Raw genomic sequence first — 23,753 nt, forward strand, 5'->3', positions numbered from 1 at the left:
GTGCAATCGGCGCGCACGAGCATTTGCACCGGAACGGGCAAAACGGTGATTGTCGGGTTTCTTCTGCCCGTTACAATAGAATGAAGGAGGAATCATGCTGCATAATGAGTCACATATCGCCTTTTTACGGTACCTGTTGCAGCAGGGAACGCCCGTCACTGCTAAAAATATCTCTGCGAAATTGGGCGTTTCGGTTCGAACCGTTAAGAATTACGCCGCCGCTATCAACGATGCCGCACCATCTCGAGTGGTGTTCTCCAGCGCATCTGGCTATCATGTCGAGCGAAGTCGCGCCGTAGCGCTCATGGGTGACGAGAACGGCGAGATACCACGAACGTACCGAGATCGTGCAGTCACCATCCTGAGAAGGCTAACTGTTGAGAACTGCGATTCTCTAGATCTATACGAGTTATGCAGCGAACTGTGCGTGAGTTATTCAACGCTCAAAAACGATATCTCAAAGATGAACCGCGAATACGGCGCGTCGGGTATACATCTTAACGTAGAAAATGGCAAGCTCATACTTGTAGGCAACGAGCCCGACAAGCGCAAGCTCATCTCTAAAATCATTTTTACCGAGTCAAGTGGTTCTATAATTACACCTTCCATCCTTAAACGCAGCTTTCCCGGCTCTCAAGTTGATGCCGTGACGCGCATAGTACGTCACGTGTTTTCCGAAAGTGGCTATTATCTCAACGACTTTTCATATATGAATCTTGTGCTTCATGTACTCATCTTGGTGGCACGCATTCGATCGGACGAGTCAGCGGACGCGCTTGATTCCAACGCTCCCGACAACAAGAAAGGCGATCTTGCTTGCGCGGCACTATGCGATGCGCTTGAACGGGAGTTTTCCATCAAGCTCAATGATAATGAGCGACGCAACGTACGCTCCCTCGTAAGTGCGAACGCGTATTTTATAGCTACGGGAAATTTTGCCGAGTTGCGGCAAACCGCTGGCGACCGTGCGGTCAATCTTACGCTGGAGATCGTGGCTGCTGTACGCGACAGCTACGCTATTGATTTGGCGAGTGAAGACTTTCTCGTAGCCTTTACCATGCACCTTAAAAGTATGATGCAACGCGTTGACAGGGGAACCGTCGCGCCTTGCCCCATGCTCGAAACTATCAAACGCGAATGTCCCCTGACCTTTGATATCGCTGCATGCATTGCAATTAAGCTGCAACCATATGCGCACTCGCAGTTTTCCGATGACGAGATAGCTTACATTGCATTGCACGTGGGCGCTGAAATCGAGCGCCAGAAGTTAAGCTCAGATAAAGTGACGTGTGCATTGGTCTGCCCTAAATATCGTGGCATGGCCGAAAACCTCTACAACAAGTTGCTCATCCAGTTTGGCAACCGAATCACCATTGTACGAGCCGTCTCGTTCGAAGATGAAGTTGATTGCAACGGGATTGACCTGATCCTATCTACCGTGCATCTCAATCATCCGCACGAATGCCATTCCATTGTCGTTAATCCGCTCTCATGGCAACAAAGCCAAACCTTGATTTCCAGCATACTTGACCAGATTGTTCTTGAGCGAAAGACCCGTCTACTGCGCGATTCTTTCAATCGTTATTTTAGGGCAGACCACTTCTTTGTTGATCTGCCCCCGACCCTGCTAGAACGCGACGCTCTCCTCGATGAACTTTGCAACGCACTTGAAAACTCGGCGTGCACCACACCCGAATTCCGCTACGGAGTCAAGCGAAGAGAGGAGATGTCTAGCACAGCGTTTGGCAATATTGCCATCCCGCACTCAGTTCAGGCAGACGCCATTGAATCATGCATCGCAATCGCAGTCAGCCCACACGGCATTACTTGGGGCAACGATCGTGTTACTGCTGTTCTGCTGGTCGCCATGAGCGGGATTGAGATGGACACTTTTCGCAGTGTCCATGAAGCGCTAACGCTACTCTTTAGCGATAGCGAATTCATTCAGCGGCTGTGCTCCGTGCATACTTTCGACGAGTTTCACCAGCTTGTCCTTGCAACAACGATTACATGATGTCAGCGAGTGCGCTGCGCTCAAGTAGCGTCAAGCAATCTCTGGCGATTGCATCACTCTCGCTACACGACGTTGTTGCATACATAAATAGGTACAACCGGTCGCCCTAATACTAGCCATTTTCGATTCGAATAGCCTTTGCTCTCTTCGCTTCTATTCCAAGCGCGCCGCGGCGCGAACGTTGCCGAGGCAAAGGCCCCGGTCACGAGACCTCGAACCTTGTGGAAAACGCTTCTTGATAACCGCGATCACATCTACAATCTATCCACCACAATGCCGGCGACAGCGCCCGAGGACCCCGGGAAGCGAATATCAGACAAAACCGCGTCCAGGAGGCTGTACGGGGAACAGAGGCCGCTCGTCCGACTCCGCGAGGGCGGGGCACGGCGGCGTCGGAGCTTCGCCGTCTCTCGCAGCGCGTCGACGCCCCCCTAGCATCGCAGCGAGTCTTCGTAGCTTGATATAGAGGAAGACCTCGGCAGAGAGCCCCCATTTCGTCCTCTCGATGTTGGGGGGCGGCAGAATGGAATCCTACGACAGCTGCAATGCCGCCGCGTACGCCGTCTTCAGGCTCGTTAAGAAGCAGGGAGCATAGATCGCCGTCCCGAGCGCCTCGCGCCTCAAGGCGCGTTACAGAATCACCCTGCTCCCGCACGAGCGGGGCAACACCGAGGACACCGTGACGGAGGCCGAGGGGGTCGAGCACGTCTCTTTGTTAGGAGCGATCATCTCTTGGCCGTGTTAAACCTACGCCCCCATCCTCGAGCTTTCATCCCAGCAAGATAATAAATGCTTAAGGCAGCAATGACCCTCATGAATGACTGAAAGATAGACGCGTCAATGTAGCATTCGGCGACCACGGGGGCGCGAGCCCTCGTTCGCCGAATGCGCAATTGAAGCGCCGGTCAAATCACGTCCATGCTTAATCAGGGTTCTATGGTGAGCAAAGCGAGTCATCGAACCTTTCCTTGACCGCGCAATTGATAAAAAGAGCTTCCTTTCTATCCCCATAGAATATTCTTTCACCCTTTTTTCACCCCTTTTTATCTTTTGCTACTCTGTAAATAAAAAACAGGTCAGAGGCTTTATAGTCTCTGACCTGTTGTTTTTAATGGAGCCAGCAACCAGGCTTGAACTGGTGACCCCCGCTTTACGAGAGCGGTGCTCTACCAACTGAGCTATGCTGGCACGCATATGCGGCATTAACGCCAACGAATGAATATATTACGTGCAAAACAACCTTCGCGCAAGGTGTGTGGACGTCTTTTTCTTCAATCCACACTTTTGCGCACGGGCTTTACGCCTGGAGACCACCGAGCCTGCGCAAAACGCCCAGCAGTACGCCCGTGGTGTCATCGGCCGCCGCATTACCAGCAGCGAGTTCCGCCTCATGGCTATTATCCGCCGCACCGGCCTTGTTGGTCACAAGAGTCAGGCCCAGTACCTGCATCTTGAGCGCACGCGCCATGATAGCCTCGCACACCGTGGAGCAGCCAACGTAATCGGCGCCAAGGATACCCAGCGCCTTTACCTCGGCATCCGTCTCAAACGAAGGGCCAAGCATACCAACATACGTGCCCTCCGAGCATTCAACGCCCACCTCTGCAGCCGCCTCGCGGGCAAACGTGGTCAGATAGTTGGAATACGCCCCGGTCATGGGTACAAACGGCGTGTCGAACAGGGAATGCGCAGCACCTTCGGGAGTAGAAAGCGGATTATGGCCGGTAAGGTTCATCTGGTCTGTAATAAGGCCAAAGGTACCCGGCTTTGCATCGCGCACCGCGCCGGAAGCGCAGGTAAGAATAATGTCGCGGCAACCCAGACGATGAGCATGACGCACCAGCGACGTTACCTGAAGCGCGTTATATCCCTGGTACAAGTGCACGCGGCCGGGATACACAACCACCGGAACACCGTCAATGGTGCCCACCAGCACCTCGAAGCGATGACCCTCGATGGGAAGCGCCTCCTGCGGAAAGCCGTCGATATCCTCATAGGGAATGCGACGAACAACCTTCACGCGATCGGCCAGCGCTCCCAGACCGCTGCCCAGAACAATGGCGACGGGATGCTCCATGCTGGGAGCGCAGTATTCAACCAGGTCTTCCTTAGACATCGGTTCTACCTCCGATTCATCCATTCGCTATTAGTTACTCGTCGAAAAACTCGTCCGCGATAAGCTTGAAGCAGATCTTCTTTACGGGAGCGGCACCGTCGCCGGGAAACTCCAGCGTGGGCATATGGGGCTCGTTAGCTACAAAGATCGCAAAGCGGCCCTTGTCCAAATCGCCGGCGATGCCGTTCACGGCATCTACCAACTCGAAGTCATCCGCCTCGTTAAAGGGTTCCACCAGCGTGGTCTCGCCCTGAGAAACTTTGAAGGACTCGCGACCCTCGACATCAATCTGCAGATCATGATAGCGGCGGTGCGTTTCGTAATGCGCTCCCTCTTCTGGACGAGTAGTGGGTGCCATAACGTTCGCGAACACCTTGTCGCCCAAAATGGCGTGGCTGCCCACATCGAGCGATGCGGGATCATTCTCCGCAAGCCAATCGATCAAAACATCCAGCGAGCGGCAGAAACCGCGATAGCGAGGCAGGTCCTCGAGAGCACCGTAGATCATCTGCTCTCCCCTTTCTTGATTGGCGGCGATAACGCACGGAGATTTTGACCGCTTATGCCGCGAACACGTTTATTCCCGCGCGCAAACAAAAACGCCGCAGCGCGCGGCTACGGCGTTAATGGTACCCGTTTGGCTGGGGTCGATGCCCCATAGATAGGTGGGCGTTAGATATACAGCCCGTAAAGCGACACATCCGCGCTGGCGTACAGGTTGTTGACGTAAGCCCTCCAGGCGGTGCTGGCCTCCTGGCTCTTCTGGGCGTACTGCTGGTAGGCAACGTAATAAGCCGTCTGGGCATCCGCATACGTGGCGCTGTCTTTAGAGAAGGTTGTGGAGCTGCTCAAGGCGCTGTAGTAGTCGCCGTCCTCGGAAGCCCAGGTACCCTTCTCGGCATCCCATTCATCGCCGGCGAGATTGATGATGTAGTCCGCATAGTCCTTGGATGCGGTCTCGGTGTTGCCGTCCTCGGGCTCGGTAGGTGCCTCGGGAACGGAATCGGTGGGCGCATCGGGCACAACCTCTTCTGTCAGCTTCTTAAGGGTGGCGTTCTCCTTAACCACCTGCTTTGCCTGGTCCTCGCTCACGCCATACTGCGATGCGATGGTCGAATAATCAGACGTGCCCAGCTGGTCCTCGGCAAACGCGCTCATCTCGTCATCATCTACGGTAATACCGCGAGACTCCGCATCGGCGAGCAGAATCTGGTTGCGAATGTAGGCGACAACCACCTCGGCGGTGGGAACCGTGTACTTACCGTCATCATCCTTGGCGTTGTCAAGCGAGTACTGGCTCTCGATCGCCTCGCGAACCGTAAGGTTAGTGGTCTTACCGTTGTAGCTCCAACGGGCAAGCACGGAATCGAGCTGGGACTCCTCGACCGCAGAAGCGCCGGGACCCTTGCCCGCAAAGCCGCCGTTGCCAATGAAGTAGCCGCCAATACCAGCGACGATAATCAGCACAACCGCGATGGCGATGCCAATGGCGCCGTGGTTCTTAGGCGGGCGGCGCATCTTCTTGCCGCCGTTGCCGTTTCCACCGTTACCGTCTCCGCCGCCATTGCGGGCATCCTTCTTGGCAGAAGCGTCCTTCTTTCCGTGCTTCTTGGATGCCTTTTCATCCTTTTCCTTGGACGAGGAAGACGCTGCCGCTGCGGCAACAGCGGTCTCCACGGTATCGCCAAGCAGCTCCGGGTCGGGCGCGAGCTCCGCCTCCGGGTCGGGCTTCTCCTCATTGCGAGCAGCGATGTCCTCGGCAGATTCGCCGGCAATTAGATCGTACTCGGCGCGGGGCAGGTCCTCGGGCGTATCGGAGCGCTCGATGATGTCGAAATCATCCTCAGAGCCAAGCTCCTCCTTCTTCAAGATAAGACCCATTGAAATCGGTCCTTTCAGTCGATACATAATACGAGCCGTCTCAGGATACCCCTTGGCGGCCCGTTTCTACTCTTATGTTTGGCTTAATGAACGCGAGCGAGGTGCTCGATCACCGCATCCGCATATTCCTGCGTGCCCACGGCGCCCTCTGCGCTACCGGTCAGTGCGCGGCGAACATCGCCCGTCACCTGCGCACCCTCCGCCAACGTGGCGCGAACCGCATCGCGAATCGCGGCGGCGGCGACGTTCTCGCCCAGATGGTCGAGCATCATGGCCGCGGAAAGAATCTCTGCGGTGGGGTTGGCGATGTTCTTGCCGGCGATATCCGGCGCAGAGCCATGCGTGGCCTCGAAGACGGCGATGTCACGGCCGATGTTGGCGCCCGGCGCCATGCCCAAGCCGCCCACCAAACCGGCGCACAGGTCGGAAACAATGTCGCCGTACAGGTTGGGCAGCACCATCACATCGAAGTCGGCGGGGTTTTGCACCAGGCCCATGCACGTTGCATCGACAATCTTGTCGTTGAACTCGATGTCCGGATAACGCTCGGCCACCTCGCGGGCGATGCGCAGGTACATGCCGTCAGTCGCTTTCATGATGTTGGCCTTGTGCACGGCGGTCACCTTGCGGCGACCGCAGCGACGGGCGTACTCAAACGCGTACTCGACAATGCGCTGCGAACCGGTGATGGAGATCGGCTTGAGCGAAAGAGCGGAATCAGCGCGGAACGTCTTGCGGCCAGACTCCTCCACGATGCGAGAGATCTCCGCGACGCGGGGATCCCCCTCGTCAAACTCGATGCCCGCGTACAAGTCTTCGGTGTTTTCACGGACGATGACAAGGTCGACGTCCTCGTAGCGCGAGCCGTCGCCCGGCTGCGAAAGGCAGGGTCGGACGCACGAATACAGGTCGAAGTGCTTGCGCAGCGCCACGTTGACGCTGCGAAAGCCCGTTCCAACCGGCGTGGTGATGGGGCCCTTGATCGCTACCTTCGCGTCCTCGACCGCATCGAGCACGTGCTGGGGCAACGGGGTGCCATACTCCTCGATTACGCCGGCGCCGGCATCCACCGTGTTCCATTCGATCTCGACTCCCGTGGCGTCGACAACGCGACGCATCGCCGCCGTGATCTCCGGGCCAATGCCATCGCCGGGTATAAGTGCGACCTTGTGTGCCATGTAGCCTTACTCCTCGTCCTCGTCATCCGCTTTCGCTGCTGCACGCGTGCGCTTTTGGGGCTTTTCAAGCTTAAAACGCTCAAGAAGGGTTCCGTAGATCTCGGACGACCGCGCCTTAAGGTAGGCGCCCTTACCGTTTTCGGCATCGAAGCGAATGCGGCCGGCGAGCTCGGCTGCCACCTGGGCATCGATATCGCCGCGGGCGAACTCGTACAGGCTGCCCAGCATATCGCGATACTCAAGATCGCCGTGATAGCACTGGATGGCCTCGTCGATTACGGGCCACACCTTGGTGGAGCGTGCGGGCGTTACGGCGCCCCAAGCCGCCATAAAGCGGAATGCGGACAGGCGCAACGTTGCGGAAAGCTCATCGAACAAAGCGTCCTCGGCACCGTCGTAGGCAGCGTCAAAGTCGACATCGCCGGCGGCGGGCATCAGCAGGGTAAGCGCATCGAGAATCTCCCAGCGCGTCTGGGCCTCGGGCCTGTACAGCGCGTCGACCAGCTCTTCAGCAAAGGGAACCAGCTTGGCCGCATCGCGCTCCGCAAGCAACTTGATCACGCGCGCCGCCGTCTGTCGCTTGCGGCGACTATGGCTAGAAAGGTCCTCGACCATCGCGGAAAGCGCATCGCGACTCTCTTCGACCAATGTAAGCTGCTCCATCTCCTCGGGCGTGAGCTCATGCTCCAACGTGTCTGCCATAAAACTACCTCGAATCCTTCTTATCGCCCTCAACCGAAATAAGGTCGGGGACCTTTTCGCCCGTCTTCTTGCGTGCACGGCGGGCATCACCGGTGCCTCGCTTTGCGGTCTCGCGGTGAGAACGGTTGATATTCAGGGCGCGGTCCAGGAAGCGCCACGGACCCGTAGACTCGCCAAAAGCCATCTTCATGCCCACGATACAGCCGGCCAAAAGACCGATCACCGCAGAGTACAGCAACGGTAAGGGCGAGATTATCACGGAACCCACCACGCCGATGACCACGGCGGCAATGTTCATCTTCCAGTAATCACGGGATGTCACGGCCTGATCGCCCGCCCAGCAGCCAATCTGAAAACCCAGATACACGCTGAACAGAAACAGCAGGACGGAAAGAACAATAAACGAAAAACCCGTCATGCCGCGCTACGCTCCATGGTTGCCGCAGCAGCACTCGTGGTCCTCGCCATGGCCGTGGCCGCCGCAGCACTCGTGGTCCTCACCGTGATCGTGGCCGCAGCCGCACTCGTGATCGTGGCCGTGATCGTGGCCGCAACCGCAACCGCACTCCTCGTCCTCCTCATGCTGGGAGGTGTACAAAGACCAATCCAGGCCGGCGGCGACGGAATCTGCCTCCTCCTGGTACAGCAAGGTGATAGCCTGCGTGCCCAGTCGAGCACCGCCGATGGCGTCCAGCATGTCGTACAGGGTAAACGCGGTGTCGCAACCGGGCAGGGCGATTTCCTTCTCCTCGGCAACCTGCAGGGCCAAACCAAGGTCCTTCAGGAAATGCTGCACCATGAAGCCCGGCTTGTAATCGCCGTCGAGAGCCTTGGGCGCCAGCTGCTCCATAGCGCCGGACTTGCCCGTGCCGCCGCAGATCATCTGGCGGGTCTGCTCAAGGTCAAGGCCGCTCTGCTGGGCAAACGCCATGGCATCCGCCATGCCCACCATGGAAGAGGCAAGCGCCACCTGGTTAGCAAGCTTGGCAGCCTGACCCTTGCCGGCGCCGCCAAAGCAGAAGATGTTGGACGAGAAGCACTCGAGAACCTCACGGACCGGCTCGATATCTCGCTCGGTAGCGCCCGCGATCAACGTCAGCGTGCCGGCAATGGCGCCGGACTCGCCGCCGGTAACCGGGCAATCAAACGCGTGGCGGCCGGAAACCTCGGCAGCCTCGGCAATGTCGCGGGCAAGCTCCGGGGAGCTAGTGGTGAGGTCGATCAGGTACGCGCCGGGCTTAGAGGTTGCCAGCAGGCCGTCACCCGCCAGATAGATCTCCTCAACCTCCTGCGGGTAGCCCACCATAGTGAAGACAACGTCGGCATCCTCAACCGCGGCCTCGGCGCTCTCCGCCCACGCGGCACCGCGTTCGATAAGGCCCGCGGCCTTGGACTTGGTGCGGGTGAAGACGCGCACGGAATAGCCCGCGTCCAGAATATGGCCGGCAATGGGCGCGCCCATGATGCCGGTTCCAATGAATGCAACAGAAAGGTTCTTGTCTGCCATACTGGCTCCTATCTCAATACGACCTATAGATGAAATGTGACTACGACGCACGCACGCGCTTGGCAATGCGATCGGACAGGGAGATCTTGTCCGCGCGGTTTATACCCCAAAAGCCAACGCCAACCATACCGGGGCCAACATGCGAACCAATGCTGGGGCCCACGGAGCCGCGGATGACGGTGATATCCAAGCAGCCGTCCTCCTTGCGGATAGCCGCCTCCAGCCAATCCGCGTCCTTCTCGGCATCCGTCGACATAATGACTATGGGCATGATGGGGTCATGGACGTAATTCTCCCTAAAAGACTTGACCAGCGCCTTGAGCGCCTTCTTGCGACCGCGGTTGACGCCCAAAAGGGACAGCGACCCCGACAGGTCAAAGGAGAGCTCCGGCTTGATATCGAGCTTGCTCGACAGCTGGGCGGCAGCGGGAGGGATGCGTCCGCCCGCAGCGAGGGCATCGAGGTTGTCCAGCGTAAAATATCCGTGAACGCACGTCTTCGCCTCATTCGCCCACTGCGCCAACTGCTTTGCGCTAAGGCCCGCGGCGCGCTGGCGAACGGCTTCGATGGCGAGCAGCTCGCCGCATGCGCATGGAAGCGAGTTGTCGACCACGTAGAGCTCGAAATCAGGATGCTCGCGGCGCACCTGCTCGGCGGCGTTGACAGCAGAGTTGTAGCTGGACGAAAGAGCGCTCGTGAAGCACAGGTACACCGTCGGCGTGCCCTCCTCGGCGCACTGGTTAAAGAATTCCAGGTAGCGACCGAGGGATACGGCGGACGTGGTGGCGCGGGCTCCATCGCGCAGCTTGTCATAGAATTCCTTGGGCGAGATAGACGTCCAGATATCGTCCGTATACTCAACGCCGTCGAGAATATAGGGGAATCCCAAAATATCAACTTCCAGCGCCCCGGCAACCTGGGGGGCGATGTCCGAACAGGTATCGACAACGATTCGGCACCTATGCTCGTGGCCGCTGCTCTGATGCGTAGTGTTCATGCAGTCCTTCCAAGCTAAAAATGGCGGCCACCCCGCACGGGATGACCGCCACCCTATTCATGCACGTAATGGCATTCTACTCGGTAGGAACCTCATACTTGGGCTTGATGATGCCGTATCCACCATTCTTACGGTGATACACCACATTCGTCAAACCGGTAACGGCGTCCTCAAAGACGTAGAAGTCATGGCCCAGCAGGTCGATCTGGACCAACGCCTGCTCCTCGGTCATGGGCGTGAGCTCGATGTACTTCTCGCGAACAAGCTGGCCGTCTTCCTCGTCCTCGGGAATAAGCAGGTCGGCGAGGTCGGTAACGCGCGGGACGGGAGCGACCTCTGCGGCGGACAGACCCTGCTGGCGGTTGTCGACAACCTTGGTCTTGAACTTACGGAGCTGGCGGGTCACCTTATCAGCTGCCAGATCGATAGCGGCATACATATCTGCACCGTGCTCGGCAACGCGAATGACGGAACCGCGAGCGCGAACGGTAGCTTCGACGATGGCGGGATTGGGGTTTGAAGGGTTTTTCTCATAACGAAGAACAACATCGACCGTCATGGGTTCGATGTCAAACACCTTGCAAGCCTCGCCGATCTTCTCATCGACGTGAGCACGCAGAGCATCGGTAACTGTGGTTTTACGCCCAGAAACCTTGATATCCATACGTGACTCCAATCTATCCGGGGATATGACTTCGTACTCTCGTTGTACCCACATTCATGCAAGGCTCAACCAGAAATATTCGCTTGTCCATTTGCGAAACATATCCAGCCAGACGCCGATTGTTCGATTGGAAAGGCGCGCCGTTGGATTAGAGGGCCTCCGCCTCGCTATCGACGACAGGGTCCTCCAGGGTGGCGGAGCCATTGGAATCCGTATCGTCCGCACCCTGGTCCTCGTCCTGAGCCTCCTCTTGAGCGCGACGCTGCTCTTCTTGCTGCTCGCGCTCGGCTGAGGTGGTGATACCGTCCAGCAGCATATCGGACAGGTCAACGGGCAGTCCGCCAAACCAGCTGCGATATACCGCGTCGAGCGTGCCGTCCGCCTGGAGCTCGTCCAGCACCTCGGTAATCTTTTCCTGCAGGTCATCATTAGTGGAGCGCAGCGCGATACCAAAGGAATCGGGCTCGTCGAGCGCGCCGGCAAAAGAGATGTCCGGGTACGCGCGCGACAGATATCCGCCAATGGCGGAATCACACGCCACGTAGTCCACCTCGCCCGCGTCCAAGGCCTCAAACAGCTCGTTGGCGTTGCTAAAGGTCTTTTGCTCCGCGCCTATGCCGCACGCGGTCAAAATGTCCTGCGCGGCAGAAGAGGACTGCACGCCCACGGTCGTCCCGGCAAGGGCGGACGAATCGATGGGTGCGCTTGCCGCGCCCTTGGCAAACAGCGCGGGGGCATCATGCAGCACGCTGCCAACAACCGTAACCTTATCCGCGTCGCTATCGCTTGCAGCGCCTATATACAAGTCGGCGTCGCTTGAAGATGCCATGTCAGACGGGGTCTCGTCCGTAACAAACTCAACGCTCACGCCCAGGCGCTGGCCGAGCGCGTACGCAACATCTGTCAAATATCCAGTCAGATCGCCCTTGGCGTCGTTCATACCAAGCGGGGCGTTGGCATCGTCCAGGGCGACGGCCAGCACGCCTTCGGTCGAGACGGCCGGCGTGGTCACGCGCACAAGCACCTCTTTGGGGGCAACCTCCGCGCGACTTGGGATGAGAAACGTGCAGCCAGACATACCGGCGATGCAACCGCATGTCATCGCGACGGCAACGGCGCGCGCCATCCCGCGCGACCCCTTGCGGGCACCCGTCTTACTCGTTCCAACCCAGCCATGCGACATCTCGCCCGCTCCTTTATGTCCTTCTTCGCGCCCGACGGACCCTTCCGCGCAGCCGCAAGGCAATCGACGGACAGCAGCGCGGGCGCGGCATGCTTGCAAAGCGTCCTCCCAGCTGACCTGATCTTTGACCCCACACTTGCGCACCGGAACGTTCGCTCAACCGCCGCGACGGCATCACTACTAGCCCGCTCGCCCGCGAGGCACCTATTGCCCCATAAGAATAAAACGGACGGTACGGCTTACTTCTAGGACGCGCCATGATCGCTTCCGCGCGCACGCGGACGCTTACGTGGATCCCTTTGACCGCGTCTGTCATGGACTAAGACGGCGCCGTCGGCATCCGTCCGCAACCACAGCCTGGGAGGAACAAGGGGCAATTATAACAGGTTTTGTTCAATTATCGCAGGTAGAAGGGGTGTGTAATCTTTTCCACGCCCACCGCACACGCGGGCCTGCGCGCAGGACGGCAAGCGCTGGGGCATCGCATCAGAGCACGCGCGCCGCGGCGAGCCCGTCGACATGGGCCGCCCCCGCCCCTTTGAGCACCGCCGCCGCTGCCGTCATGGTGGCGCCGGTGGTAATGACGTCATCTATCAGCAGAAGCCTCGCGCCGTACACGTTTTTTTGGACGATATCCGGCACCTCGTAGATACTACGCGCCGTTGCCAAGCGCCCTTCTCTCCCCATCTTTCTCTGGTCAGAGCTGCCGTGTTTGATTATGCAGTCGCACACGGCAACGCCCGCCATGGAGCCCAGCGAGCGCGCGATGGCCTCCATGTGGTCAAACCCGCGGCGGCGATACGCGCTTTTGGTCGCAGGGACAAACGTGATGAAGTCCGCATCTGCGAGAATGCCCCCGTAGCGATCGGGCGCCGCAGCCTGCGCGTGCAGCGCCGTATCAAGCAAGAGCTCCGCGATCACGCGGGCAAGCCGGCGCTCGCCACCATCCTTATACGCGCGAATCACCCGCGGCAGGGCGCCGCTAAAAAGCGCGCAAGCCAAACAGCGATCGAGCGATGAAGCCACGCCGCGACATTCCGTGCACAAAACGCGCCCATAGGGGGCGCCGCACAGCGCGCAAGACTCTTCCGGATCTATAAGAACAAGCTTATTTAGGCAATCATCGCACAATAGCACGCCGGGCCTTTCGCAGCCGGCGCACCGCGTGGGCGACAGTGTCTCCAACAACGCTTCGCGCGATGCTCCAGAACAGGCCTTCAACTCCTCGAATGACGAACGCAGCCAGCTGGTATCCATACAAACAGACCTCCCCCGTACACAGGTGCGGGAGAGGTCGTTGCATGTTCATGTACCCCGGCGGCAAAGGGGTTATTCAAAGGTGCTATTCCGCGCTTGAAGAAGCACCGTCCCCGTTCGACGCACCGCCATCTTGCTTTGGCTTGCGCGAACGACGGCGGCGACGACGCTTCTGCGCCTGCTGGTCGGGCGCCGCATCCTGGCGCGAACCGTCCTGAGGAGCGGGAGACTTCTTCTCCGCGGCCACGCCGCCACCATCACCGGGACGCCTGCGCGTCACCTTGACTTTGCCAGAAGAAAGCTGCTCGGCAACGGAAGGCACATCGGGCTTCTGAGCGGTATGCTTGCGGCGGCTCTTCGTGGAAGCGCCCTCGCCCTTATCCTCGGATGCCTTGCTTGCGCGCTTGACCTCATCGCGCATCGCTGCCGCGCGGAACGCGTCGTCTCGCTCCTCGCCGGATAGATGGCGACGGCGACGGCGCGAGGGCTGTGCCTGCTGATCGGACGCCTGGGAGCGCGCCGGACCGCGCTGACCCTGCGTGGATGTACGCTGCTGGCCCTGCTGCGCGGCCTGCTCCGCGGCCTCGCCCGCGTTACGGCGACGGCGGCGGCGCGGCGTGGCGCCCTCCGGCGCTGACTCGACGGCTTTTGCCTGCTTTGCCTTGGCGGATTTAGCGGCCTTGGGCTTGTCCGCGGCGGCACCGCCGCCAAATTTGGCAGCTTCCTCCTCGCGCATGCGACGGCGGCGAGGCGTGGGACCGCTAGCCACAATGCGATCGGCGCGATCCAGGCCGTCGCCCACGTCCACGCCGCGCTCGCGATCAAGCTCCAGCAGCGCCAGGGCAATGTCGGGAGACTCGATCTTCTCGAGCACGTCGCGCGTCACACAATCCGGACGGCAAGAAGAACAGCCGGATTCCGCGGACTTCTTCTTGCAGGAGTCCGAGCATGTCATGTCCGCCAGGCTCACGCGGAAGACCTTGCCGCTCTCAAGGCGCAAGATCAGCTCCTCGCGCGGGGTGTTGTATTCTTGCACGCGCGCCTTGCCCAGCGGCGTATCGATGATCGCCTTCTTTTTGGGAGCACGGCTCTTAAAGTCCTTGTACGCCTCAAACTCATAACGCAGGCAGCACATGAGGCGGCCGCACACACCAGAGATTTTGGACGAGTTCAGCGGCAGGTCCTGCTCCTTCGCCATACGGATGGAGACGGGCTCAAACTGACCGCCAAAACGCGCGCAGCACAATTCCTGACCGCACGTGGCATACCCACCAATAAGGCGGGTCTCGTCGCGCACGCCAATCTGGCGCATGTCGACACGAATATGGAAGAAAGCGGACAGGTCGCGGACCAGCTGGCGAAAATCGACGCGGTCCTCAGCGGCAAAGTAGAAGACCGCCTTCTCACCGCCAAACAGGTATTCAACGCCCACGGGCTTCATATCGAGCTCGTTTTGCTCCACCAAGCGGCGGAAATCATACATGGCGTCCTCGCCCATGCGAGCAAGATCGTCGGCATGATCAAGGTCCTCGTCCGACGCAACGCGCAAAACGGGTTTTAAGGGAGCTGCGAGCTCAGATGCGGGAACGTCGAAGGGATCGGCGGTAACCAAACCTATCTCGGTTCCGCGCTCAGTTGAACAGATCGCATGATCGCCGGCCAGGACATCGATCCCCTGCGGGTCGAACCATAGGTCGCGCGACGCGAACGCGAACTTAACGGGAACAACTACGGGCATGTGAGAGCCTTCCTGATATCGAAAAGCATGACCTCGATGGCCAGCTGGGGGGTTACGTTGCGGGCGATGCATCTCTCGGCAGAGGCGACGGCGTCCAAGGCAGCGGTCGCGCCGGTTACGGTTGCGGCCGAGCACAAGCGGTCGATGATGTCCTCCACGTCTCCGTTCATAGCCGGAGCGGGAACGCCCTGCAACCGCATGAGCACGTCTCGAAGAAGCGAGCGAGCACTCGCCAGCGCTTCCATGATACCCGAACGCTCACGGGCGGACAGCTCGCGCTTATTGCGGTCCTCAAGCTGCTTCATAGCTCCACGTGAGAGATAATCGGCATTTTGCTCCAAAATCGCCTGCTGGGTCGACTTCACTTCTGCGAGCGGCGCGTTGATGGCAACCATAAGGTCTTTAGCAATCAAAAGAACGTCCGCCTCGTCCGCATGGCGCAGCGAATCTATCGCCCTCACCATCTGACGACGGGCCTCCTGTCTCTCCGCGTTCTTGAGAAACTCGATAGCGCGCGCGGGGCTGCCGGCAACGGACACCGCCATGCGGCAGCGCTCCGGGGACGTGCCTGTAGCGCGCTCGACCGCCTCCGCGGCGCGCACCGGCGAGACCGTGCGAAACGGCACGCACTGGCAGCGCGACACAATGGTGGGCAAAATCACCTCTGTGCTTGTTCCCAGCAAAATAAACGTCACGCCCGCCGGCGGCTCCTCAAGCGTTTTAAGCAGCGCGTTGGCCGTGTTGGCGCGCAGCTGTTCGGCACGGTCGATGATGTAGACCTTGCCGCGGGCGCGGATGGGCGCCAGGGCAACGTCCTCCAGCAGCTCACGGGTCTGGTTGATCAAGTAGCCGGTCGCGGATTCAGGCGCCAGCAGATGAACGTCCGGATGCGTATGGCGCGCCACGCGAACGCACGCGTCGCAACTGCCGCACGCAGCGCCCGCTAATGTGGACGATGCATCGCCGTCCTCCCCCGCCCGCTCGCACAGCAGGGCCTGGGCAAGAGCCCAAGCGGCATCGAGCTTTCCAGAACCGGGGGCGCCCAAAAAGAGGTAGGCATGACTCGCCCTGCCCGATGCCACCGCGCGGGAGATGAAATCGCGCACGCGGGGCTGGGTGTCAAGACGGGCAAGCAGCGAGTGATCGGGGACCGTGGTCATGCGCGATCAGCCTCCCCCGCCCTGCCCAAGGCGGCCGAATCCCCAAAGCTATCTAGGGCATAGGCCACGTCTTCCTCGTCCAAATCAATGCCCGCGGCACCAAGCTGGGCGCGCACCTGGGCAAATACGCACTTGATATCGCCCGAGGCATCGATGATCTTCACGCGTTGGGGATCCTGCTTGGCGATTTTCCTAAACCCACCTGCCACGCGCTGCTGATAGACCATGCCCTTGGCCTCCATGCGGTCTGCATCGGTTCGCGCGGACCGGCGCTGCGCGGCAACGGGGTCCAGATCGAAGACGAGCGTCAGCGCGGGATGGCACCCGTTGACGGCTAAACTGTTCGCCTGCTCGACCATAGCCGCATCAAGGCCGGCGGCATGCGCCTGGTAGGCCGTGGTCGAATCATAAAAGCGGTCGCACACCACCAACGTGCCCGCCGCCAAAGCGGGCTCTATCACCTGGTGCACCAGCTGCGCGCGAGCGGCCTCGTACAGCAAAAGCTCGCACACATCGCCCATCTCGCTGTTAGCGGGATCGAGCAACAACGCGCGGATCTTCTCAGAAATCGCCGCACCGCCCGGCTCGCGCAGATGCAGCACGTCGATGCCGGCGTGCTCGAGCGCCAGCACCAAAAGCCGCGCCTGCGTGGACTTACCCACGCCGTCTACGCCCTCAAGGGTTATAAATGGTGGCAGCTCGCGCTCGCCCGCTGCATCGCGCAGACGCAAGGGGGCATGCGCGCCGTCTTGTATATGCGAAAGCGAGGACATGGGGCTCCAATCAATCTCGCTTGCTTTCAGTCATGTATCCATGATACGCGATGAGCGGACACGCAACGCAAGCTATGGGCATTCTCATGGGTTACGCCAATTGTGCGCCGCCCGCGCCGCTTCGCAGAGTACCATTGCATGGATTGTGTCTGCCAGGGGAATTAAGCAGGGGGAACTATGGCTGCATTTGACCTCATCGCGTTCGATCTCGATGGAACCGTCTTTGGTATCCCATTCAAGCAAAAGATCACCCAGCGCGTCTACCGCGCATTTCAAGCCGCGCATGATCGCGGCATCACCATCGCCGTCGCCACGGGCCGTCCCGTCGCCATGCTGGGCGATCAGCTTAAAAGCGCGCCGTGGCTCGATTGGGGCATCACGGTCAACGGCGCCCAGATCGTCGACATGCAGGGCGATCAGCCCTCGCTTTGCCGGCCAATCGACAAGCAGCTGGCGCTCAAGCTAATGCGTGAACTTGGCGACAAGGTCTCTTGGAGCACATTTATCGATGACACCCCCTATGTGGAGGAGAAAAAGGTCCTTCACATGGCAGAGATGGGATTGGGGGCCTTCTCCGACCCCGGCGTGACGTCGGCCGCCGCCGATGCGAGCGATACGGATACCGGCGAGGGCAAGAGCGTGATGGAGCGCTTTGGCTTCAACCCCATCGAGGCGTTCGCGTCCCGCACCGATATGAATATCGTCCCCTCCATCTACAAGCTGGTAGAAGACCTGCCCAAGACATCCAAGGTGCAGAAGTTCGGATGCGCCTTCGACTCCGCCGAAGACACCGATGCCGCTTTCTCCGAGCTCACGCGCGTTCACAAGGACCTCGATATCGCCATCCTCAACGCCACGGAACTCGAGATTACCGGGGTCGGCGTCAACAAGGGGTCGGCCCTCGAGCTCCTGTGCTGGAAGCTTGGCATAGATTCCGCTCGCGCGGTTGCCTTTGGCGATTCCGGCAACGACATTTCCCTGACGGGCCGTTCCAACCACTTTGTCGCCATGGGCAATGCGGACGGATTCATCAAAGAGCGCGCCGATGAGATCACCGCAACGGTGCAAGAAGACGGCGTCGCGGCATGGATCGAGAAGAATCTGCTGAACTAACTCTGCGTACGGCGGCCATTTCTCGTCCATACGCGAACCGCCAAAAGACGCTCACAAGAAAGCCCGCCGGACTATTTGGACCCGGCGGGCTTTCTTCTTGCTGCAAATCGCCCTGATTGGACGGCCCGCATTCTAACGAGGCTATTGAGCGGACGAGGACTTCTTGGACGTCGTCTTTTTAGCGGCGGGCTTTTTCGCCGTTGTCTTTTTGGACGAGGAGGCCTTCTTTGCCGGGGTCTTCTTGGCTGTAGACCCCTTGGCTGCAGCGCCCTTGGCACCGCGGGCGGGCTTTTCCTTCTTCTCCTTGCCTGGGCAGTCCATGTTGACGCAGATGCGCCACGGACCGCGAGCGGTCTCTACCACAACCACGGGCGCGCCGCAGTGCTCGCAGACCTCGCCAGTCGCCTCAAGCTTGCCGCGAGCGGGCAGCGGATAGGACACGCCGCACTCCTCGTAGTTGGAGCAGCGGATAAAGCGCTTGCCGCTCTTTTCGCTCTTATGCGCGATCAGGTCGCCATGACGGCCCGCCTCGGCGCACACGGAGCACTCGCCAACCTTGAGGTCGGGTTCGTAGTTGGTGGGGCACTTGGGGTTCACGCACTGCTCATAGGCCTTTTGGCGGAACGGCTGGCACTTGATGCGAGGGGCGCCGCACTCCGGACACACCGCCGCGTCGCCCTCAAGCGGGCTCACCTTGACGCCGCTGGGCACGGGATAGGTGACGTCGCAATCCGGCCAGCCCATGCAACCGATAAAGCTGCCGCGGGTCTTGGCGCTCTGCTTCATCACCAGGTCCTTGCCGCACTTGGGACATGCGCCCACGCGGGCGTCTGCCGTGACGGCGTCGCTGATGGCCTCGCCCAGATCGTCCTTATGCTCGATAAGGTTGTCGAGCATGCCCGCCAGCAGCGCGCGGGAGTGGTCGACCACATGGGTCTGCGTGTCCTGGCCCTCTGCCACATGCGTCATGTCCTCGTCCAGCTCCGCCGTCATTTCCGGCGTGGTGATACGAGGCGCGAACTGCGAGAGCGCATCGACGATGGCCATACCCAGCTGGCTGGGCTCGATGGGATCGTTCTTGAGGTAGCGAACCTGGTACAGGCGCTCGATGATGCTCGCGCGCGTGGACTTGGTGCCCAGGCCGCGCTTCTCCATCTCCTGGACCAGCTTGCCCTGGCTGTAGCGTGCGGGCGGCTCGGTCTGCTTGGCCTCCAGGTTGACGTCGTGCACGTCCACCACATCGCCGGCGTCCAGCGCGGGCAGCTGCTCGTCGCGCTTGAGGCCATACGGGTAGGCTTCGCGGAATCCGGCATCCACCAGCACGTCACCGGAGGCAGTGAAGGGTTCGCCGGCAACATCGATGGACACCTTGGTGTTCTCGATGGTCGCGGGACCCATAAGCGTAGCCAGGAAGCGGCGGGCGATGAGGTTGTAGAGTTTGAGCTGACCGCTATCGAGCGTGGTGGGGTCGCCCTGGCCCGTAGGGTGAATGGGCGGGTGATCGGTGGTCTCCGTCTTGCCGCGCGTGGGCTTCATGGGGCCGGCCAAGACCTTCTTGCACACGGGTGCCAGAGCCGGCGAATTCGCCGCCAAGCCCTTCACGATGCCCTCGAGGTCGAGTGAGCGCGGGTAGACGGTGTTGTCGACGCGCGGGTAGGAGATAAGACCGCTCATATAGAGGCTCTCGGCGATTCGCATGGTGCGAGCGGGGCTGATTCCCTCTGCGGCCGCCGCCGCCTGCAAGGAGGTGGTGTTGAACGGCACCGGGGGTTGCTGCTTGCGCGAGCGCTTGGCGACATCGGTAACGGTTCCGGCTACGACGCCGTCCACATGGCCAAAAGCGGTTTGAGCGGCATCTTTGTCCGTAAAGCGCGCCGTTGCGTGGTTGATCTTGAAGTCCGCACCCTTGGCTGCCGCCATGCCGCGAATCTGCCAGTAATCCTCTGGCACAAACGCCATGCGCTCGCGCTCGCGCTCTACCACCAGGGCAAGCGTGGGCGTCTGCACGCGGCCAGCGGATCGAACGTTGCCAAAACCGCCGAACTTGGCGAGCGTAAGGTAGCGGGTCAGCACCGCGCCCCAGATAAGGTCGATGTATTGACGGCTCTCGCCCGCATCCGCCAGGTTCTGATCGAGCTCAACCAAATTGTTGAACGCCTCGGTCACCTCGCCCTTAATAAGCGCGGAGTAACGGGCGCGGCTCACGGGCACATCGGGCGCCACCTCGCGCACGCAAGACAAGGCGTCCGATCCAATGAGCTCACCCTCGCGGTCGAAGTCCGTCGCGATCACCACAGAGTCGGCTTTCTTCGCCAGATTCTTGAGAACGCGGATGATCTCTTTCTCCGCAGGATTCTTGATGATGGGCGCCCACGTAAGGTAGGGCAGGCTCTCGACCTTCCAACCCTTGATGTTGATGCCGTTGGCAAGGAACGGCTTACGCTTGGTGTCGTACGGCGGGCGGGCAAGACCGTCCGGTACCTGGGCGTTCAGCACCTCGCCGTCTTCGGTCAGCGAGTACCACCCCTCCTTCTTATCGAAGAGGATCTCATCTGGAAAGTCCGGCGCCAGGATATGGCCGGCAAGGCCCATGGACACCCACTCCTCGCCCTCCACGTCGAAACGATAGACGGGCGTGTTGTAAACCTTGTCGTTTTTAGGCTTGCCGGTAGCTAGAAGCTGCGCAATTTTCTGCGCAGCGATGTTTTTCTCTGCAATGACGAGCTTCAACGGGGCTCCTTCGATATACGTTCATGTATGGTCAGCAGTATAGCGACTAAACGCGAGTTCGCGAAACACGCATGAAGTTATGAAGCAAGCGGCCGCCCGCGGCAAGCCCGCGCGCTGCCCACGAGGCGTTCGATCGCCGACCATGGGGCCTCGCAGACCAGTTGCCAGGGCGTTTCCAAGCCTTGATACAAACCGTCCCCGCTCGGGATGGCAGCTAGACAAGAACCTGGATGCATATGGGGTCCAGCATGCCACGCACCGTAACGTAAATTCCCTTTACACCGGCGACGCAAATCTCATCATGCGCTCTCATTAAGGGATGCTTAATATGTTGGCGCCACAAGACGCGCGCCCAATGCCAGGACTACTATTTGTGTGCGCCCTCTTCACCGCGCAGCCAAAGGATATGGACCACCTTATGTACCATGTAGTAACTCGACGGACTCTATTATCATCCCTTTGCCTTGCAGCCGTCTCCTGCATTTGTCCTCAGCTCAGTGGGTGCGCGCAGCTCGATTCCAACCTTACTCCCTCGCAGTATCTCGACCAGAACAGCACGATCAACTAGTCGAGCAGCATGGCGCCGCGCCAGACGCGATTGCTGAAGCCATCTCGTCGATTTCGACCAGCTGAAAGGCCATACCAGCACCGAGTCCCCCAAAGACCCGCTCAGCTCAGCCGCCTTTAGCAATCTACGGTTCGCTCTGGATGAGCAACCTCAAGCTTGTGGCAAGTTTTTTGGAGACGACCTTTCGACAGTTAAATGCTCTGCACCAGCCACGAGCGCGCAGTCGAATACCACGCAATGTCGGACTCTAGTCAACTAGAAACTGGGTTGAGAGATCAATGGATGGCCAAGGCATTCGCCTTCATCCGCGAGGCCAATCCTACAATGAATTACTTTGGCCAGCTTGGCTACGCCCACACCATGCAAAGCCCAACCAAGACCCAAGCAAACACGCAGGTTGGTGATCTAGATAGCTGCAAGCCCTTCGCAACGCTGCTTAATGAGGACTCTTCTCTCTCGGAAAAAATCTGCACCATCCAATACGCCTACGCTTCCGGCGACCAGCTTGCAGATTGCACCAGCGACCTTAACCTTTCCGACTTTGAGCCCTGGTACGGCCAGGACACCTTCTTCAATCTGAACTCTACGGGCAGCCCGTTTATGGACGAGCACTGCATTGTCCTCGATCAAGCCAGCTCTACTTCGTCCACAACGGACTACTTCCAAAAGCTACTCCTGCTCTCCAGCGTGCAGGAAACTACACCCATATCTTCTTAAGGAGATCGCCTAGGGCGTCGCGACGCTTCGCCCGCAGGCATGAAGTCGCGCGCGGACCGCTCACATGCCGTTACGGGTCACGCGCTGGCTCCTCAGCACGGTAATTCCTCAGGTATTAAAAGAGACCATTTTTAACGTCTCAAATGGTTCAAAGTAATACCGATTCTGAAATTTGTATTACTTTGTGCCACTTTTTTCCAAACAAACGGTTCCTTTTAATACCAACTTTTTGATCGGTATTAAATGGAACCATTTGAAGCGGTTCATTGTGGTCAGAAGTAATACACGGAGTCTACTTCGCGGCCTCGATCTGCTCAGCCAGCCAGGCGCACCACTCGTCCATACCCTGTCCGCGCACCGCGCTCACGCTGAAGCGCGGCGCCTGCGGGTTGAGGTTGTCGAGCGTGTGGTTGTACTCGTCCATATCGAAATCGAACGCGGGGGCGACGTCGACCTTGTTGAGCAGCAGCGCGCCCGCGTGCTGGAAGATACCGGGATACTTCAACGGTTTATCGTCGCCCTCCGGCACGGAGAGAATCATGATGGACAGGTTCTCCCCCAAATCAAAGTCCACGGGGCACACCAGGTTGCCCACGTTCTCGATAAAGATGACGTCGATGTTGTCCAGGCCAACGCCTGCCTCGAATGCATCGACGGCCTGGTTGATCATGTTACCCTCAAGATGGCACAGCCCACCCGTGTTGATCTGGATGGCAGGCATGCCCGCTTCCTTCATGGTGATGGCGTCGACGTCGGAGGCGATGTCGCCCTCGATCACGGCGCAGCGGTAGCGGTCGCGCAGGCGCTCGTTGGTCGCCAGGATGGTCGATGTCTTGCCGGAGCCAGGGCTGGAAAGCACGTTCACCACAAAGATCTGGTGCTTGGCAAAGCGCTCGCGCAGCTGGGTCGCCAGGCGCTCATTGCGCGACAGGATAGGGCTCTCGATACCTATGGTCTTCTCGGACATGGATCCTTCTTTCTTACAGATTGGCTTGTGGACGAGGATCGGCGGCATCGCTCGGCGCGGCATCGCTCGGCGCGGCGACGCACGCGGAATCGACGTCGCCCGCAGCCGCGTCGCCCGCGGACGGTTCATCCTCGTCCGGAGTCTCTATCTCAAGCGACACAATATCCAACTCGCGGCCGCGCAGCAACATGGTCTGCCCGCTGCCGCACTTAGGGCACCGGCAATGGAAGCGGTCGTGGTCGAACTCCTCGCCGCATTGCACGCAGGCACTGCGAGGGTGCACCCGCTCCACGATCATCTCGCTCTCAAGGGTAAGGGGGTCCTCCTCGCGCAAGGCCTCCCAAGCAAAATCCATGGCCTCCGGAACGGTCTCGCACATGTCGCCGATTCGCACGGTAACGGAAACGACGCGCGAAGCTCCCGCCTCACGCGCCGTCTTGCAAGCCACATCTAGAATTCCGGAAACAATTCCGAGTTCATGCATGCGT

20 protein-coding genes and 1 tRNA gene are annotated in these 23,753 nt (G+C 59.6%); 3 read left to right on the top strand and 18 right to left on the bottom strand.

All coding sequences use genetic code 11. The features are described 5' to 3' along the window. Positions 1–94: 94 nt before the first annotated feature. A complete protein-coding gene (locus HMPREF9452_RS03965; protein ID WP_009140824.1) occupies positions 95–2,014 on the top strand; it encodes a BglG family transcription antiterminator in 1,920 nt (639 codons plus the stop codon). A gap of 1,112 nt (positions 2,015–3,126) precedes the next feature. Here the strand turns inward: HMPREF9452_RS03965 and HMPREF9452_RS03970 are convergent. From HMPREF9452_RS03970 to tmk, 15 genes are all read right to left on the bottom strand, one after another. Further along, positions 3,127–3,202 (bottom strand) — tRNA-Thr (locus tag HMPREF9452_RS03970). Between the two features lie 109 nt (positions 3,203–3,311). Then, entirely contained in the window at positions 3,312–4,130 is an 819-nt protein-coding gene (locus HMPREF9452_RS03975; RefSeq protein ID WP_009140825.1) for a purine-nucleoside phosphorylase, read from the bottom strand. Positions 4,131–4,164: 34 nt separating this feature from the next. Next, entirely contained in the window at positions 4,165–4,638 is a 474-nt protein-coding gene (locus HMPREF9452_RS03980; protein WP_009140826.1) for a YhcH/YjgK/YiaL family protein, read from the bottom strand. Positions 4,639–4,802: 164 nt separating this feature from the next. After that, the gene (locus HMPREF9452_RS03985; protein WP_009140827.1) at positions 4,803–6,011 is read right to left on the bottom strand and encodes a SurA N-terminal domain-containing protein; all 1,209 of its coding nucleotides are present in this window, start codon (positions 6,009–6,011) and stop codon (positions 4,803–4,805) included. An 83-nt stretch (positions 6,012–6,094) separates the two neighbouring features. After that, a complete protein-coding gene (locus HMPREF9452_RS03990) occupies positions 6,095–7,189 on the bottom strand; it encodes an isocitrate/isopropylmalate dehydrogenase family protein (protein ID WP_009140828.1) in 1,095 nt (364 codons plus the stop codon). A 6-nt stretch (positions 7,190–7,195) separates the two neighbouring features. Next, positions 7,196–7,891 carry a hypothetical protein gene (locus HMPREF9452_RS03995; protein WP_009140829.1) on the bottom strand — a complete coding sequence of 232 codons (696 nt, stop codon included), beginning with the start codon at positions 7,889–7,891 and terminating at the stop codon, positions 7,196–7,198. Positions 7,892–7,895: 4 nt separating this feature from the next. Further along, positions 7,896–8,309 carry a hypothetical protein gene (locus HMPREF9452_RS04000; protein ID WP_009140830.1) on the bottom strand — a complete coding sequence of 138 codons (414 nt, stop codon included), beginning with the start codon at positions 8,307–8,309 and terminating at the stop codon, positions 7,896–7,898. Between the two features lie 6 nt (positions 8,310–8,315). Further along, positions 8,316–9,398, bottom strand: a complete 1,083-nt coding sequence (locus tag HMPREF9452_RS04005; RefSeq protein WP_009140831.1) for an NAD(P)-dependent oxidoreductase — start codon at positions 9,396–9,398, stop codon at positions 8,316–8,318. Between the two features lie 40 nt (positions 9,399–9,438). Further along, on the bottom strand, positions 9,439–10,395 hold the full coding sequence (locus HMPREF9452_RS04010; RefSeq protein WP_009140832.1) for a DegV family protein: 957 nt from the start codon (positions 10,393–10,395) through the stop codon (positions 9,439–9,441). Positions 10,396–10,471: 76 nt separating this feature from the next. Beyond that, positions 10,472–11,059 carry a ribosome hibernation-promoting factor, HPF/YfiA family gene (gene hpf / locus HMPREF9452_RS04015; protein ID WP_009140833.1) on the bottom strand — a complete coding sequence of 196 codons (588 nt, stop codon included), beginning with the start codon at positions 11,057–11,059 and terminating at the stop codon, positions 10,472–10,474. A gap of 148 nt (positions 11,060–11,207) precedes the next feature. After that, positions 11,208–12,242, bottom strand: coding sequence for a substrate-binding periplasmic protein (locus tag HMPREF9452_RS04020; protein ID WP_009140834.1), 1,035 nt, complete (start codon positions 12,240–12,242; stop codon positions 11,208–11,210). Between the two features lie 486 nt (positions 12,243–12,728). Then, positions 12,729–13,499 (bottom strand): ComF family protein, encoded by a 771-nt coding sequence (locus HMPREF9452_RS04025; protein WP_009140835.1) that lies wholly within the window; start codon positions 13,497–13,499, stop codon positions 12,729–12,731. 85 nt (positions 13,500–13,584) lie between these two features. After that, entirely contained in the window at positions 13,585–15,237 is a 1,653-nt protein-coding gene (locus tag HMPREF9452_RS04030) for a PSP1 domain-containing protein (protein WP_009140836.1), read from the bottom strand. After that, positions 15,228–16,397, bottom strand: a complete 1,170-nt coding sequence (locus HMPREF9452_RS04035) for a DNA polymerase III subunit (protein ID WP_009140837.1) — start codon at positions 16,395–16,397, stop codon at positions 15,228–15,230. Before HMPREF9452_RS04035 ends, HMPREF9452_RS04030 begins: the two co-directional genes overlap by 10 nt. Then, the gene (gene tmk, locus HMPREF9452_RS04040; protein ID WP_009140838.1) at positions 16,394–17,170 is read right to left on the bottom strand and encodes a dTMP kinase; all 777 of its coding nucleotides are present in this window, start codon (positions 17,168–17,170) and stop codon (positions 16,394–16,396) included. Before tmk ends, HMPREF9452_RS04035 begins: the two co-directional genes overlap by 4 nt. 177 nt (positions 17,171–17,347) lie before the next feature. On the opposite strand from tmk, the gene HMPREF9452_RS04045 reads away from it, so the two are divergent. After that, entirely contained in the window at positions 17,348–18,283 is a 936-nt protein-coding gene (locus tag HMPREF9452_RS04045; RefSeq protein WP_009140839.1) for an HAD hydrolase family protein, read from the top strand. Between the two features lie 141 nt (positions 18,284–18,424). Here the strand turns inward: HMPREF9452_RS04045 and HMPREF9452_RS04050 are convergent, their stop codons facing one another. Beyond that, positions 18,425–21,013 carry a DNA topoisomerase I gene (locus tag HMPREF9452_RS04050; protein ID WP_009140840.1) on the bottom strand — a complete coding sequence of 863 codons (2,589 nt, stop codon included), beginning with the start codon at positions 21,011–21,013 and terminating at the stop codon, positions 18,425–18,427. A gap of 850 nt (positions 21,014–21,863) precedes the next feature. On the opposite strand from HMPREF9452_RS04050, the gene HMPREF9452_RS04055 reads away from it, so the two are divergent. Beyond that, positions 21,864–22,298 carry a hypothetical protein gene (locus tag HMPREF9452_RS04055; protein ID WP_009140841.1) on the top strand — a complete coding sequence of 145 codons (435 nt, stop codon included), beginning with the start codon at positions 21,864–21,866 and terminating at the stop codon, positions 22,296–22,298. 292 nt (positions 22,299–22,590) lie between these two features. Here HMPREF9452_RS04055 and hypB read toward each other — a convergent pair whose 3' ends face one another. Together hypB and HMPREF9452_RS04065 are read right to left on the bottom strand one after the other, a co-directional pair. Next, positions 22,591–23,265 (bottom strand): hydrogenase nickel incorporation protein HypB, encoded by a 675-nt coding sequence (gene hypB / locus HMPREF9452_RS04060; protein WP_009140842.1) that lies wholly within the window; start codon positions 23,263–23,265, stop codon positions 22,591–22,593. 13 nt (positions 23,266–23,278) lie between these two features. Beyond that, a complete protein-coding gene (locus tag HMPREF9452_RS04065; protein WP_009140843.1) occupies positions 23,279–23,749 on the bottom strand; it encodes a hydrogenase maturation nickel metallochaperone HypA/HybF in 471 nt (156 codons plus the stop codon). Between the last annotated feature and the right edge of the window lie 4 nt (positions 23,750–23,753).

The sequence above is a fragment of the Collinsella tanakaei YIT 12063 genome (assembly GCF_000225705.1).
Classification (GTDB): Bacteria; Actinomycetota; Coriobacteriia; order Coriobacteriales; family Coriobacteriaceae; genus Collinsella; species Collinsella tanakaei.